The organism is Kineosporia corallincola (genome assembly GCF_018499875.1).
In the GTDB taxonomy this organism is placed as follows: Bacteria; Actinomycetota; Actinomycetes; order Actinomycetales; family Kineosporiaceae; genus Kineosporia; species Kineosporia corallincola.
Window position 1 is genome coordinate 1 of sequence record NZ_JAHBAY010000022.1, and the last position, 13,916, is coordinate 13,916.

Annotated in this window: 17 protein-coding genes and 1 riboswitch; of the genes, 3 read left to right on the plus strand and 14 right to left on the minus strand. The window is 71.6% G+C overall.

What is annotated here, in order from left to right:
* Positions 1-35: 35 nt before the first annotated feature.
* Genes KIH74_RS33715 through KIH74_RS33730 form a run of 5 tightly spaced genes read right to left on the minus strand, consistent with a single transcriptional unit; the run spans position 36 to position 2,121 of the window.
* A complete protein-coding gene (locus KIH74_RS33715; RefSeq protein ID WP_214160495.1) occupies positions 36-1,028 on the minus strand; it encodes an LLM class flavin-dependent oxidoreductase in 993 nt (330 codons plus the stop codon).
* Positions 1,025-1,213 carry a hypothetical protein gene (locus tag KIH74_RS33720; protein ID WP_214160496.1) on the minus strand — a complete coding sequence of 63 codons (189 nt, stop codon included), beginning with the start codon at positions 1,211-1,213 and terminating at the stop codon, positions 1,025-1,027. Before KIH74_RS33720 ends, KIH74_RS33715 begins: the two co-directional genes overlap by 4 nt.
* 23 nt (positions 1,214-1,236) lie before the next feature.
* Positions 1,237-1,362, minus strand: coding sequence for a hypothetical protein (locus KIH74_RS38180; RefSeq protein WP_281431616.1), 126 nt, complete (start codon positions 1,360-1,362; stop codon positions 1,237-1,239).
* Positions 1,363-1,417: 55 nt separating this feature from the next.
* On the minus strand, positions 1,418-1,765 hold the full coding sequence (locus tag KIH74_RS33725; protein ID WP_214160497.1) for a hypothetical protein: 348 nt from the start codon (positions 1,763-1,765) through the stop codon (positions 1,418-1,420).
* The gene (locus KIH74_RS33730) at positions 1,765-2,121 is read right to left on the minus strand and encodes a hypothetical protein (RefSeq protein ID WP_214160498.1); all 357 of its coding nucleotides are present in this window, start codon (positions 2,119-2,121) and stop codon (positions 1,765-1,767) included. The genes KIH74_RS33725 and KIH74_RS33730 overlap by 1 nt, the downstream gene beginning before the upstream one ends.
* Positions 2,122-2,150: 29 nt before the next feature.
* On the opposite strand from KIH74_RS33730, the gene KIH74_RS33735 reads away from it, so the two are divergent.
* Complete coding sequence (locus tag KIH74_RS33735; protein WP_214160572.1) at positions 2,151-2,705, plus strand: cadmium resistance transporter; 555 nt, start codon at positions 2,151-2,153, stop codon at positions 2,703-2,705.
* 85 nt (positions 2,706-2,790) lie between these two features.
* Complete coding sequence (locus KIH74_RS33740) at positions 2,791-3,660, plus strand: calcium-binding protein (RefSeq protein WP_214160499.1); 870 nt, start codon at positions 2,791-2,793, stop codon at positions 3,658-3,660.
* Between the two features lie 54 nt (positions 3,661-3,714).
* On the opposite strand, the gene KIH74_RS33745 is transcribed toward KIH74_RS33740, so the two are convergent.
* The 4 genes from KIH74_RS33745 to KIH74_RS39085 all read right to left on the minus strand — a co-directional run bounded on the left by KIH74_RS33745 (position 3,715) and on the right by KIH74_RS39085 (position 6,866).
* On the minus strand, positions 3,715-4,596 hold the full coding sequence (locus tag KIH74_RS33745; RefSeq protein WP_214160500.1) for an NAD(P)-dependent oxidoreductase: 882 nt from the start codon (positions 4,594-4,596) through the stop codon (positions 3,715-3,717).
* An 18-nt stretch (positions 4,597-4,614) separates the two neighbouring features.
* Complete coding sequence (locus KIH74_RS33750; RefSeq protein WP_308114072.1) at positions 4,615-5,853, minus strand: Nramp family divalent metal transporter; 1,239 nt, start codon at positions 5,851-5,853, stop codon at positions 4,615-4,617.
* Between the two features lie 117 nt (positions 5,854-5,970).
* The gene (locus KIH74_RS33755) at positions 5,971-6,246 is read right to left on the minus strand and encodes a hypothetical protein (RefSeq protein ID WP_214160501.1); all 276 of its coding nucleotides are present in this window, start codon (positions 6,244-6,246) and stop codon (positions 5,971-5,973) included.
* A complete protein-coding gene (locus tag KIH74_RS39085; RefSeq protein WP_214160502.1) occupies positions 6,243-6,866 on the minus strand; it encodes a superoxide dismutase in 624 nt (207 codons plus the stop codon). The genes KIH74_RS33755 and KIH74_RS39085 overlap by 4 nt, the downstream gene beginning before the upstream one ends.
* A gap of 99 nt (positions 6,867-6,965) precedes the next feature.
* A riboswitch (cobalamin riboswitch) is annotated at positions 6,966-7,183 on the plus strand.
* Between the two features lie 156 nt (positions 7,184-7,339).
* Between KIH74_RS39085 and metE the strand changes: the two genes are divergently transcribed.
* On the plus strand, positions 7,340-9,619 hold the full coding sequence (gene metE, locus KIH74_RS33765; protein ID WP_246573728.1) for a 5-methyltetrahydropteroyltriglutamate--homocysteine S-methyltransferase: 2,280 nt from the start codon (positions 7,340-7,342) through the stop codon (positions 9,617-9,619).
* Between the two features lie 98 nt (positions 9,620-9,717).
* On the opposite strand, the gene KIH74_RS33770 is transcribed toward metE, so the two are convergent.
* From KIH74_RS33770 to KIH74_RS33790, 5 genes are all read right to left on the minus strand, one after another.
* Positions 9,718-10,482 carry a M56 family metallopeptidase gene (locus KIH74_RS33770; RefSeq protein WP_214160503.1) on the minus strand — a complete coding sequence of 255 codons (765 nt, stop codon included), beginning with the start codon at positions 10,480-10,482 and terminating at the stop codon, positions 9,718-9,720.
* Positions 10,479-10,907, minus strand: coding sequence for a BlaI/MecI/CopY family transcriptional regulator (locus KIH74_RS33775; RefSeq protein ID WP_214160504.1), 429 nt, complete (start codon positions 10,905-10,907; stop codon positions 10,479-10,481). The genes KIH74_RS33770 and KIH74_RS33775 overlap by 4 nt, the downstream gene beginning before the upstream one ends.
* Positions 10,904-12,376: a PepSY-associated TM helix domain-containing protein gene (locus KIH74_RS33780; protein ID WP_214160505.1), complete on the minus strand. Its 1,473-nt coding sequence runs from the start codon at positions 12,374-12,376 to the stop codon at positions 10,904-10,906. Before KIH74_RS33780 ends, KIH74_RS33775 begins: the two co-directional genes overlap by 4 nt.
* Before the next feature lie 241 nt (positions 12,377-12,617).
* On the minus strand, positions 12,618-13,280 hold the full coding sequence (locus tag KIH74_RS33785) for a hypothetical protein (RefSeq protein WP_214160506.1): 663 nt from the start codon (positions 13,278-13,280) through the stop codon (positions 12,618-12,620).
* The gene (locus tag KIH74_RS33790) at positions 13,273-13,815 is read right to left on the minus strand and encodes a SigE family RNA polymerase sigma factor (RefSeq protein WP_214160507.1); all 543 of its coding nucleotides are present in this window, start codon (positions 13,813-13,815) and stop codon (positions 13,273-13,275) included. Before KIH74_RS33790 ends, KIH74_RS33785 begins: the two co-directional genes overlap by 8 nt.
* Positions 13,816-13,916 lie beyond the last annotated feature (101 nt).

A 13,916-nucleotide genomic window follows, 5' to 3' on the forward strand; every position in this document is an offset into this window, starting at 1 on the left:
CCCTCCTCGTCTCGCTACGGGAAACCGCTGGATGCTCAGGCGGTGACGTACCGGTTGACCGGGACCGGCAGGCCGAGACGCTCGCGCAGCGTCAGCCCCGGCGGTGTCTCCGGTACCAGCGGGGCCAGCAGCGGCAGGTCGACGGCCTGCTCGGCCGGCAGCAGGCGCACGCCGTCGACCGAGCGGTGCAGGTCGGCGAGCAGGTCGCCCAGGGCCTGGACCGAGCCCACGTGCCGCAGCCGGTCGCTCGTCCAGGGGACGCCGTCGTCGAGGCGGGCCAGGCGCTCGCCCGCCGGCTCACGGGGCGTGTCGAGGACGACCTCCAGATCGGCGAACACCAGCTGCTCGCGCCCGGAACGGCGTGGTTCGCGAGTCAGGACGACATCGGCGTGCTCGTCCACCCCGAGGTGCTCGGGCGCGATCACGACGACCTGCCCCTGCGGGGGCCGGGGCGTGATGAGCGGCCCCTTCACGCTGAAGGTGGCTCCGGTGAAGTCGATGTGGTGAACGCGCGCGGCATCGAGGTAGCGGCCGGTGGTCACCTCGCGGATCACGGCGTCGTCCTCCCAGGAGTCCCACAACGACCGCGCCGTGACGATGACGTCCGCGACTTCGTCGCGGTGGGCGTCCTCGGGCAGTGCGGCTGCACCGACCGTGGCGAGGGCCGCCGGGTCACTGGCCGCCCCGACCAGCCAGGCGGCCCGGCCGTGACTCGCATGGTCCAGGCTGGCCAGCTGGGTGGCCAGGTGGAACGGCTCGGTGACGCTGGTGTGCAGCACCGGGGCAAGGCCGATCCGGCCGGTCACGGTGGACGCGAACGCGGCCCGGGTGCCCGCCTCCAGCCGGGCGGTGACCGCACCCGGTGGCGGGACCGGGGCGTCGTCGAAGGTGGCCAGCACGAAACCGATGTCCTCGGCCAGGTGGACGGCCTGGCGCAGCGCGACGGCCGAGAACCCTCCGTCGGCGGCCGGGTGGGCACCGCCGCCGTCGAGGTCGACGGCCAGGAAGAGGGGACGTCCGTGGGTCATCGCTTCTTCCTCCTCCCGACGCCCCGAACGTCCCGGGCGTCCTGGCTGTCGGGTGCATCGAGAGGGCTGTGCGGCCGGGCGCCCCGCCGCTCGGCGACGTCCGCGGTGACCGCCCGCATCACGTCACCGGACCCGAAGAGGGCAATGTCCTCGTCGTACCCGAGGTACGCGGACGGCACGCTCACGACGGGCTTCCTGCGCCAGGAGCTCACCGGGTGCCCCGGTGCACGACGTCTTCCAGCGGGCGGCGGTCCGGCGGCACCGGCGCGACCGGCTGATCGGTGTAGCTGTGGACGTTGCGCCGTGGGGTCAGCGCTTCCCAGGTCTCGGCCATGCGGGTTATTGTCTATCGAATTAATAGAGTTTGCTAGAGGGAGGACGCCTTGGCGTCACCGGTTTCCGAGATCACCGAACTCATCGGCGACACGCCCCTTCTCGAGCTCCGTCGCTCCACGGCCCGACGCGGGCCGGGCGCCTAGGTACTGGCCGAGCCGCAGACGCACAACCCGGTCGGCTCGGTGAAGGACCGCATCGCCTGGGCCGTCATCCGCGACGCCGAGGAACGGGGCGTGCTCGCGGCGGGCGGCTCGATCGTCGACCTCAGCAGCGGCAACACCGGTATCGGACGGCGTGGTCGACGAGTACGTCGCCCTGGAGACCACCGACGCGTTCGTCACCTCCCGGACCCCTTGCCCTGTGCGCATTTTCGTCACCCGGGCAAAGGTCCTCCCGGTCATCAGAGGTACGGTGCAAGGATCCCGACCAGTCCTGTCAGGAATACCGTCGGCCCCCGAGCCGCTGATCCGGCATGTCTGATTCCCTGGTCCTCGGCGTGCTCGCCCGGATTTATGTCGACGACCTCGACCTGGCCCTGCCTCTCTACCGAAGTCTCTCGGGCGGCGCCGAACCGCACCGCTTCACCTTCCGCGACCTGAGCCTGGCCCTGGTCGGTCAGTTCCTGCTCATCCAGGGCGCCGACGACGAGATTCGTTCGCGCGCCGCCACGGTGAGCGTTCGCGACGTCGAGGCCGTGGCCCGGGCTGCGCGGCGTCACCGCGTCGCTGGCCGGCAGCTCCTGCTCACCATGGCGCACCGGGAGTCCGAGCGGGCCAGGCCGCAGCCCTGTTCGCCGTCACCAACATCGACGACATCCTCATCCTGGCTCTGTTCTTCGCCCAGGGCCCCGGCCGGGTGCGGGCGATCGCCCTGGGCCAGTACCTCGGGTTCGCCGGCATCCTGGCCGCCGCGGTGGCGGCCTCGGCCGGGGCCGGGTTCCTGCCGGACGACGCCGTCCCCTACCTCGGGCTGCTGCCTCTGGCCCTCGGCGTCCGGGCCGCGGTGCAGGGCTGGCGGCACCGCCACGACCCGGACGAGGAGCGGGAGAACTCCGGCGGCGGCCCCGGAAGCCTGGAGGTCGCGGGCGTCACCTTCGCCAACGGTGGTGACAACATCGGCGTCTACGTGCCGGTTTTCGCCACCGCGGGCGTCGGCGGCACGAGCGTGTACATCGCCGTGTTCCTGGTGCTGGTGGCCGTCTGGATCGCCGCGGGCCGCTGGTTCGCGACCCGGCCCGCCGTCGCCGCCGCCCTGTCCCGGTGGGGCCATCTGCTGCTTCCCCTGGTCCTGATCGGTATCGGGCTGCTCATCCTGGTCGAGGGCGGCGCCTTCGGCCTATGACGGGCGAACCGCTCATCAGGCACAAACACGCCAGGCGTGTCACTGTGTGGTGCAATCGTCACTGATCTTGACCGGAGGCACCTGCATGACCCCCAGCCACAGACGCCTGGCCGCCCTCGCGGGAAGCGCCGCCCTCCTGACCGTGAGCCTGACACCGGTCTGGTCCGGCGCCGCGCAGGCGGCCGACGGCACGGCCACCGCCGCGGTGACCGACGACGGTGACGCGCTCGGCCTTTTCCAGTACACCGGAGGGCCCGGCAAGAACGACGCCGACATCAGCATGGCGATCGCCACCGACTGGGAGTCGGTCGTCTTCCTGGTGGACGACGTGGTGGAGATCGAGGCCGGGTACAACTGTGTGCACCCCACCACGGACGATTTGACCCAGGTGGCGTGCGTGATCGACTACGAGGAGGCCGCCGGCAGCCCGCAGGGCCGGATCGAGCTGGGCGAGGGCGACGACACCCTGCGCTTCACCAACCTGACCACCCGCTACTCCCCCGTGGTCGACCTCGGGGCCGGCGACGACACCTACGTGACCACCCGCACGGACACCTTCGACGCCTACCTGATGGCCGGGGACGGCGACGACACCCTGACCGTCGGCAAGGAGTCGCAGGCCTGGGGCGGCAGCGGTGACGACGAGATCACCGTCATCGGGCGCGCTCTCGCGGTGTACGGCGACGACGGCAACGACCTGATCAACGGCGGCCCGGACGACGACCAGCTGTGGGGCAACGCCGGCGACGACATCATCTACGGCAACGACGGGGACGACAACATCACCGGCGGCACCGGAAACGACCAGCTGTACGGCGGCCGCCACAACGACAACATCCAGGGAAACAGCGGCAACGACGTCATTTACGGCAACAGCGGGGACGACTACATCTCCGGCGGGCCGGGTGACGACACGATCTCCGGCGGGACGGGGACGAACACCATCAAGGACTGACGGCTGTTGCTCCTGCCCGCGTCGTGGCGCGGGCAGGAGCAGACGGTCGACGCGCTACTCGGGACGCAGGAGCCGGCCGGCCCGTGCCTCCAGATACGCGATGCCCATCAGTTCGCCGTCCACCGCCCCGAATTCCCGCAGGGCGCGGGCGTGCTGGTCGGCCACCAGGGCCGAGAGGTCGAACGGCAGGCCGTGCCCGGCGGCCAGGGCCCGCAGCGAGTCCAGTTCTTCCACCACGCGGTCGAGGCCGAAGCTGGTCAGGTAGTCGCCGGTGAACAGGGCCGGTAGGTACTGGGAGACGAAGGCCGACCCGGCAGGGCCCTCGGCCAGCACCTGGCTCACCGCGGTCAGATTCAGCCCCTCGGCCTGGGCCAGCAGGAGCGCCTCGCCGACCGCCAGAGCCTGGCCGAACCACAGCAGATTCACCAGCAGCTTGGCCACCTGCCCGGCCCCGGCGTCGCCCAGGTGCCTGATCCGCTGCGCCAGCGGCTCCAGTACCGGCCGGGCCGCCTCCAGCGTGGCCCGCTCGCCGCCGACGAACAGTGTCAGCGTGCCACTCTCGGCCGCCGGAACCCCTCCGCCCATCGCGGCGTCCAGCACTGCGGCACCCCGTTGCCCGGCCTGCTCCGCCAGCCGCCGCCCCAGCGCCGGGTCGGTGCTGGTCAGGTCCACCCAGATCCGGCCGGACAGCCGGTCCAGGAGGTTCTCGCTCATCAGTTGCTCGAGCTCCGGGCTGCCGGGCAGCACGGTGAGCACGAACTCGGCCCGCTCGACGGCTGCCTCCGGCGAAAGCCCGGTGCGGGCACCGAGATCCGCGGCCAGGGCCAGGCGGGCGGTGGAGACGTCCACGGCCGTGACCGCATGCCCGGCGCTCAGCAGGCGAGCGCAGATCGGCAACCCCATCCGGCCGATCCCGACCACGGTGACAACCGCCATGGCCGCAGGATATCGACCTCAGGTGAAGGTGAGCACCAGCAGCACGACGTTCAGGGCCACGATCAGCGCGCACGCGGCCGTGGCCGCCACCACCGTCAGCGGCGCGTTCCGGGAGTCCCCCATCACCGAGGCGCGAGAGGTCAGCACCAGCAACGGGATCAGGGCGAACGGGATGCCGAACGACAGCACGACCTGCGAATGGATCAGGGCCACGGTCGGATCGACCCCGGCGGCGAGCACCACGACCGCCGGCAGGGCCGTGACCGCCCGCCGGGCCAGCACCGGAACCTGCTGCCGCAGAAGCCCTCCCATGATCACCGCGCCCGCGTAGGAGCCGACCGCGGTGGAGGCGAAGCCGGAGAACAGCAGCGCCACGGCGAACAGCAGGGCCACCGGCGATCCCAGGGTGTGCCCGAGCGCGGCGTGGACGCCCTGGATCGAGTCCACGTTCTGTGCTCCCCCGAGCGCCCCCGCCCCGAGCAGGAGCAGCGCCAGGTTCACCGCCCCGGCCGCCAGCAGTGCCACCGCCACGTCGGAGCGGGTGGCCCGCAGCAGGTGCGGCAGCCGCGCGGCGGGCACCCGGCCGCGACGCTCGCTGGCCAGGGCGGAATGGGCGTAGATGGCGTGCGGCATCACCGTGGCCCCGAGCATACCGACGGCCAGCAGCAGGCTTTCGCTCCCCGCCAGTCCCGGGACGAGGCCGGCGGCGACCTCACCGGCCGGGGGCGGCTGGATCAGCAGCCCGGCCGTGAAACCGGTGAACACCACGAGCAGCATGGCCACGACGACCCGTTCGAACGTGCGGATGCCGCCCCGTTGCCCGGCGCCGAGCACGAGCAGCGACACCGCGGTCGTGATCAGGGCCCCGGCCAGGACCGGCAGGCCGAACAGGATGTTGAGAGCCAGTGCGCCGCCGACGATCTCGGCCAGGTCGGTGGCCATGGCCACCAGCTCGGCCTGGAGCCAGTAGGCGATGCGCGCCCGGCGGGACAGGCGCTCACGCAGCAGCTCGGGCAGCGAGAGGCCGGTGACGATGCCGAGTTTGGCCGAGAGGAATTGCAGCAGGGCGGCAATCAGGTTGGCCCCGACGACCACCCAGACCAGCAGGTACCCGTACCGGGCGCCGGCCGCCGTGTTCGTGGCCACGTTGCCCGGGTCGACGTATGCCGCGGCCGCGACCAGCGCGGGCCCCATCAGGACCGCGACCCCGCGCCAGCTGGTGGTGCGGGTGCGAACAGCTGTGGCGAGCGCGTTCACGAGTACCTTCCGTCACGACCTGTGCGTCAGAGAGAAATTGAGGACGGCGCCAGGTTCCCATGATCTGACGCCGTCCTCGTCGGTCCTGCGCGCTAAGCCGACGCGCAGGAGTCTTCTTCAGGCCGCACGGACCGATGCCTCCAGCTGGAGGCAGAGCTGGCGAAGCGTGGTCTGGACGTCGTCGCCGGTGCGTTCCCGGTGCAGCTGGAAGAGCATGTCGGCCAGCAGCAGGGCGCCCTGACCGAGCATCCCGTCTGCCTGGAGCGTGCCGAGAAGCTGTGCGGCGTCGGCCTTGTCACCACGGTCGCGGGCGGCGATCACGCCCGCGACCCGCTGGGCCGCATCGACGAGTTCCAGCAGCTGGGCCCGGTGGTCGTGCGGCCCCGGGGTCACGGGACGAGCAGACCGTCGGTCTGGCTGCGGGCCCGCTCGAACCGGGACTGGACGTCGGCCCAGTTGACGATGTTCCACCAGTTCTTCACGTAACTGGCCTTGTCGCTGGTGTATTGAAGGTAGAAGGCGTGCTCCCACATGTCCAGCATCAGCAGCGGCACCTGGCAGGTGGGAACGTTGCCCTGGTGGTCGTACAGCTGCACGATGTAGAGCCGCTGGGCGATCACGTCGTAGGTCAGGATCGACCAGCCCGAGCCCTGGACGGCCAGGGCGTTGGCGGTGAAGTGGGCCTGGAAGGCGTCGAAGTCGCCGAAGAACTCGTCGATCGCCGCGGCGAGCTCACCGACCGGCTTGTCGCCGCCGTCGGGGCTCATGTTCGGCCAGAACACCGAGTGGTTGACGTGCCCCGCCAGGTGGAAGGCCAGGTTCTTCTCAAGGGCGTTGACGGCACCGAACGACTTCTTCTCCCGGGCCTCGGCGAACTGCTCGATCGCCGTGTTGGCCCCGGTCACATAGGCATTGTGGTGCTTGGAGTGGTGCAGCTCCATGATCTTGCCGGAGATGTACGGCTCCAGGGCCACGTAGTCGTACGGCAGATCCGGGAGCGAGTAGTCGGCCACGCGATCCTCCTATTGCGAAGTATTGGCAATAAGCAACCTAGCGCACGACGGCCGCGATGGGGACCCACGGGCGGGCCGCGCGTCCACCCGGCTCCTGGGTATGGTGATCCCGTTGCTGGTTCCGCGTGCCCGCCAGGTACGCCGGTCGCAAGAGGGAACCCGGTGCGAATCCGGGACTGCCCCGCAGCGGTGAGTGGGAACGACAGCCGTCATGAGCACTGGACGCGACACGTCTGGGAAGCGACGGCCGGTAGGTGTGCTCCGTGCCGGAGCGCGTGCCCGCGAGTCCGAATACCTGCCAGCGATGCCGTCGGCCCACCGGGGCGACGGGTTTCCGGTGACCACGTGGGCAGGTCAGCCAGAGCGGCGGCGCAGGCCGTGGCTCTTTCCTGCCTCGGTTCACCGGAGTGACCGAGCTCGCGAGGAGAGAGCACGTGACCAACAGTCTCAGTGACACTTTCAGTGGTGAACCGTTGCCTGCGACGATCCTGGGGTATCCCCGGACCGGCCGGGACCGGGCGATGAAGAAGGCGATCGAGAGCTACTGGCGGGGTGAGCGGAGCGCCTACCAGGTGCGGCGCACGCTCGTGGCCGAGCGCCGGGCGGTGTTCGAGACCCTGCGTGAGGCCGGGCTCAGCAGCGTCCCGTGCAACGACTTCTCCCTGTACGACCAGATGCTCGACACCCTGGTCATGGTGGGCGCCGTGCCCGAGCGGCACCAGGGCCTGTTCGCCGGCGAGAACGCGGATCTGGAAACCTATTTCGCGATGGCCCGGGGAACCGCCGAGGTGGCGCCGCTGGAGATGACCAAGTGGTTCGACACGAACTACCACTACCTGGTGCCCGAGCTCGGCCCGGACACGACGTTCGCCCTGCATCCGGACCAGCCGGTGGCCGAGTACCGGCAGGCCCGCACCCTGGGCCTTCAGGCCCGTCCGGTGCTGATCGGGCCGGTGACGTTCCTGCGCCTGGCCAAGCCCGCTCCCGGCGTGGATCCCGGATTCGATCCGATGTCGCTGCTGGAGCGTCTGCTGCCGGTCTACGAGCAGATGCTCACCCGGCTCGCCGCCGAGGGTGTGGCCTGGGTCCAGCTGGACGAGCCGGCGCTGGTGCAGGACCAGCCGCGGGCCGTGCTGGACGCGACCGCCGTCGCCCTGGCCCGGCTCGGCGGCCTGGCCACCCGGCCGAAGCTGCTGGTCGCCACCTACTTCGGCCCGGCCGGTGAGGCGCTGGCCGTGCTGCGGGAGGCCCCGGTGGACGGGGTGGGCCTGGACTTCACCGGCCCGGCCGTCACGAACGCGCGGGATCTGGCCACGATCGGCGGCCTGCCGGGCAAGCGGCTGGTGGCCGGGGTGGTGGACGGGCGCAACGTGTGGGCCGCCGACCTGCGCCGGCAACTGGACCTGCTGACCACGTTGCAGGGCCTCGCCGAGGAGGTCGTGGTCTCGACATCCTGCTCGCTGCTGCACGTTCCGCTGGACCTGGAGGCGGAGACGCAGCTGGACCCGGACCTGCGCCGGTGGTTCGCCTTCGCGCGGCAGAAGACTCGCGAAGTGGTGACGCTGGCGCGGGGAATCACCGCCGGGACCACGACGATCAGGGACGCCCTCCAGGCCAGTGATGCGGTTCTGCGGCACCGGGCCGGATCACCGATCACCCGGGACCCGGCGGTCCGCGACCGCGTCGACGCGGTCACCGCCGCCGACACCCACCGTCCCAGCGCCTATCCCGAACGCGCCGGGGCGCAGGCCCGGCGACTGGCCCTGCCGGCGTTGCCGACGACCACGATCGGCTCGTTCCCGCAGACCCAGGCGCTGCGCTCGGCCCGGGCCCGGTACCGGCGCGGTGAGCTCGACGAGGCCGGGTACGTGCAGCGGATGCGGGCGGAGGTGCAGCACGTGATCCGGTTGCAGGAGGCCCTGGGCCTGGACGTGCTGGTGCACGGCGAACCCGAACGCAACGACATGGTGCAGTACTTCGCCGAGCAGCTGGCCGGTTTCGTGACCACCCGGCACGGATGGGTGCAGTCGTACGGAACCCGCTACGTGCGTCCACCGGTGGTGGTCGGTGACGTCTCGCGCCCCGCACCGATGACCGTGGGGTGGACACGGTACGCGCAGTCGCTCACCGGCAAGCCGGTCAAGGGCATGCTCACCGGCCCGGTGACGATGCTGTGCTGGTCGTTCGTGCGCGACGACCAGCCGCTGGAGGAGACCGCCCAGCAGGTCGCGCTCGCCCTGCGCGACGAGGTGGCCGATCTGGAGGCCGCCGGCACCGCGGTGATCCAGGTGGACGAGCCGGCCCTGCGGGAAGGGCTGCCGCTGCGGGCCGCCGACCGCGCGGCATACCTGGGCTGGGCCACCCGGGCGTTCCGGCTGGCCACCAGCGGTGTGCGGGACGACACCCAGATCCACACCCACATGTGCTACGCCGAGTTCGGCGAGATCCTCTCCGCCGTGGTTGATCTGGACACCGACGTGCTCAGCGTGGAGGCCGCCCGCTCACACATGGCCGTCGCCGGGGATCTGTCCCGGGCCGGGTACCCGTCGGGCGTGGGCCCGGGCGTGTACGACATCCACTCCCCCCGGGTGCCGGGCCGGCCGGAGATCACCGGCCTGCTGCGCCAGGCCCTGGAGCACGTGCCGGCCGGGCGGCTGTGGGTGAACCCGGACTGCGGGCTGAAGACCCGGGACGAACCCGAGGTCAGGGCCTCCCTGGCCAATCTCGTCGCGGCTGCCGGGTCCCTGCGGTGAGGCCGGCGGCCCGGTTCGCCTGACCGGAGACGATCACGGGGCGGCGGGCCGAACCTCATGAGGACGCCCGTCGCCCCGGATGCGTGGAACGGGACGGTTCAGTGGCCGGCATAGCGGGGCCGGTCGGGCATCCGCCCCAGCAGGCGGCGCACCCGGGCCAGGGTGGCCGGGTCCGGCTCCCAGCCGAGATGGTCCAGACCGCCGGGCATTCCGGAGCCGAGGCGGATGATGGCCCGCAAGGTCACGGCGTGGCTCACCTGAGCGGCGGCCGCGTCGTCGGCCCAGGCCTCGGTGATGGCGTGCACCGCCTCGGCCGCGGTGCGGCCCGACGGCACGAACGGCAGAATGCGGCGCCACGCCAGGAATCCGGTGACCAGCAGGTCGTGCCGGTTGTGGGCATGACTGCGCTCGTGGGCGAGGATGGCGCGCAGCTCGGTGTCGTCGGCCAGTTCCAGACAGCCCCGGGTGACCACGACCTTCGGCCGGGCGCCGTCGGGAACGCAGTAGGCGAGCGGTCTTTCGTCGTCCACAATGTACACGCGCAGCTCTGGGTCGTACACCGCGATCACGGCCAGGGCGTCCAGGTGCCGGCGCTGGGCACGCCGCAATGACAGCACGGTGTGGGCCAGCCGGCCCAGCATCCAGGCCAGCAACAGCCCGGCGATCAGCCAGGAGTCGGCCGACAGCGCCGGGATCAGCAGCAGCGTGTAGGCGGTGACCAGGGCGTAGACCACCCAGGTGATCGCGGCGGCCCGGGGTGCGCGGCTGGTCCAGCGGGCCCGGGACAGCAGGTGCGGCACCGGCCAGAGCAGGGCCACGACGATCAGGGGCAGGGCCGCGTGCCCGGCCAGTTCCAGCGTCACGAGCGCCGGAGGCGTCCCCGCAGGGACCTGGCCGGTGCGGGCTTGGCCGAAGCCGGCTCGGGCGGTCCCGATTCGCCGGGCTGCCCGTCGAGTGCCTGGCGCAGTGCGGCGGCGTCGGCCGGGGAGACCGACCGCACGAACATCGACAGGGCGAGATGGTGGTCGGCGCTGTCTTGCAGCACGGCGAGCATGGCGTCGGCGGTGACCTCCTCGCGGCTGCGGGTGGCCCGGTGCCGGAACACCCGCCCGTCGCGCTCGCGTTCGACCATCTTCTTGGCCCGCAGGCGATCGAGGACGGTGTGCACCGTGGTCGGGGCGAGCTCACGCTCGGCGAGCAGGTCGACCACCTCGGGTGCGCTCAGGCCGTCAGGATGGTTCCAGAGGCATTCGAGCACGGCTCTTTCCAGATGGTCGCGCCGGGTCATGACCGTTCTCCTCCCTCGGCTCTCCGCGATGTAGCGGCCATGAGCCTAGCCCTCTTCCCCGGGGACCGGTGCCTCACGACCGCGTCGACGGCCAGGAAGAGCACCACGGCGATGCCGATGGTCGGCATGAACCAGCCGATGGCCGCGGTGAGCGCGAGCGCGAACAGCAGCTGCGCGGGCGGGATCCGGCGCCAGGCACCGGGTTGCGGGGCCGCACCGACGGCCAGCCGGGTGCCGGTGGGCCGGCGCTGCCACCACATCCGGTAGCCCCAGACGATGACGCACAGCAGCCCGATCGCCAGGGCGGCCAGCAGGATCTGGTTGGCCGGCCCGAACAGCAGACCCATGTGGGCGGCGACCCCGAGACGGGTGGCCTGGGCCAGGACCGGCCAGTCGCCGAATCGACTGACGCTCAGCACCTTTTCGCTGCCTCCGGAGACGCCCACCAGCGCTTGGTCGTAGTGCACGGGAATGCTGCGGTCCTTCTCCACGACCAGCCAGCCCTCCCCCGCGGCCTGCGGCGGGGTGAGCCGCAGTGAGTGGTTCAGGCCGGCGCCGTGCGCGGCTGCGAGCACGTCGTCCACTGTTGTGGACTCCTGGCCGGACAGGCCTTCGCCGAGGGTGGCCGAGAGCTGCGGGGAGGTGCTGTCCAGCGCCGCGAGGATCTCGCCGAAGGTGCCGCCCGCCCAGCGCGACCAGGTCAGGCCGGTGACGGACAGGAAGAGCAGGCCGACAGCCAGCCAGGCGCCGACGGTGGCGTGCCAGCCCCGGGTGCGGCGAACGCCCTTGCGGGCCGCCAGGTCCGGGGTCAGGGCTCGGCGCAGGAAGCCCCGCCGGTCGCGGGTGCGGCGGCGTAGCCGCTGCCACCACAGGAACAGGCCGCCGAGCACGACGACCCACAGCCAGCTCGCGGCGGTCTCGCTGTACCAGCGGCCCCCGTCACCCAGCTGGAGGTTGCGGTGGGTGTCGTCGAGCCAGGTGCGCACCGGCGTGTAGCCGAACCAGGTGGTCAGCTCGCCGCGGACCTGCGCGGTGTAGGGGTCGACGTAGACGGTGCGCTGCCGGTCGTCGGTGAGCTCCGGCAGGTCGAACGCGACCTGCGTGGTGTCGTGGGCGGTTTCGGCCGGGACGATCTGGGCCACGACGCCTTCCGGGTGCGCGGCCCGAGCGGCCGCGACCTGCTCGGCGACCGGCAGGGCGGTGCGACCGGCCGGGTCCACGTGCAGCTCACGACCGTAGAGGATGCCGTCCAGTTGCGGGCTGAAGACGTAGGCCAGGCCGGTCAGGGCCGCCACGGCCAGGAACGGGGCGATGAACACACCGGCGTAGAAGTGCACCCGCAGGATCAAAGGGCGCCAGACAGAAGGACTCTGGCCGGCGGCACGCTGCCGTTGCGCTCCGGGCTCGGTCTCCGGGGTGTGGTCGACCTCGATCGGTGGATCGTCCGTCCGGTCGGCGGGCAGGGTCACGGGAGCGCTCCTGTGCAGGTCGGGAAGGCCGTCCGCGACGTCTCTACGTCGCGTAGAACGTCAAGATACACAGACGTCTACGCGGCGTAGAATCACCGGACGGTGGACTTCCCCGGTCCACCGTCCGGCCCGGAGCCCGCGTCATCGGCATCCGCGCCGCACGCCGAGTGCTCTTCTTCCCGGGGCGGAATGCCTTGCCCGGGAGCATGTTCCGTCCTGCCGCCAGCCCGCGAGCGGCGCCTCAGCCGCCCGCCGTCTCGGCGTCACCGGTCAGGTGCACGCCCGCGGCGAACCGGGCGATGGTCGCGTCGTCCCAGTCCAGGTCGTCGGGGAACTGGAACAGCAGGGTTCCGTCGCGCTCCGGCACGAGCAGGCCCGGGGACGCGTCCGGCCCGTACACCGATTCGCCGTCGACGAAGTCGGTGGCGAAGGAGAACCGGGTGCCGGTGACGTCGCCGACCCTCAGCGGGTGGGTGTCGCCGCGATCGGCCGACTCCTCCAGCTCGTTGGCCCGGCTGATCAGGATCTTGCCCTCGTACTCGTCCGGGTCCTGGTCGGCGGCACCGGCCGGCCCGAGCAGCAGGTGGCTCTCGTCCAGGGCCTGCACGTCCCAGCCGGTGGGCACCTGGTCGATGGTGAAGCCCTTCGGCTGGGCACCCTGGTAGGAAGTGAGCACCAGGGACGCCGTCGGCGGGGGCGTGCTGGTGCCGGCCGGCCCGGTGCCCAGCAGGGCGAAGGCCAGCACACCACCGGCGGCGGCCAGTCCGGCCGGGACCAGCGCCCGGCGCCGGGCCACCCGGGCCCGCGCCCGGCGACCGCGCACCAGGTCGGCCTCGACCGTCGAGTCGGAGGGGACGGCGATCCGGTCGGCCGCCTCGTTCATCAGATCGCGCAGGTCAGGCACCGTAGGCTCCAGAGGTGTCGGGCGCGAGCCGGTCGGACATCCGCTCGCGAAGCTTGTCGAGGGCTCGTTTCGCCTGGCTCTTGACCGTGCCGGTGGAACAGGTCAGGGCCTCGGCCGTCTCCTCCACGCTCAGGTCGTGGAAGTAGCGCAGCACCAGCACGGCGCGCATCCGGGGCGGAAGATCGCGCAGCGCCGCGTAGAGGGCCTCCGAGCGCAGGTCCGCGGCGATCTGGTCGTAGGGCAGGTAGACGTTGTCCAGCGCTCCTTCGGGCACCTCGTCGGTGGCGCGTTCCCGGCGCCAGGGCCGGCGCTTCTCGTCGATCAGCGCGTTCACCATGCAGCGCCGCACGTAGGCCGCCGGGTTGCGGGCCTGACGGTACACCGGCCATTTCACGTACAAGGTGGTCAAAGTGGTCTGGGTCAGGTCTTCGGCCAGGTGCCGGTCGCCGGCGGTCAGCAGTACCGCGGTGCGCAACAGGCCGGCCCGGTGGTCACGGACGAAGGCCCGGAACTCGTCGTCCCGTCTGTTCTTCATCGCGGCTCCAGGGTGCTCATACTGGGTACGACGGAATCGGCAGGATCCGGGGTTGCACGGGGGCTCATCCCGTCAGATCGGCACGTGGGCTCCCCGCCCGG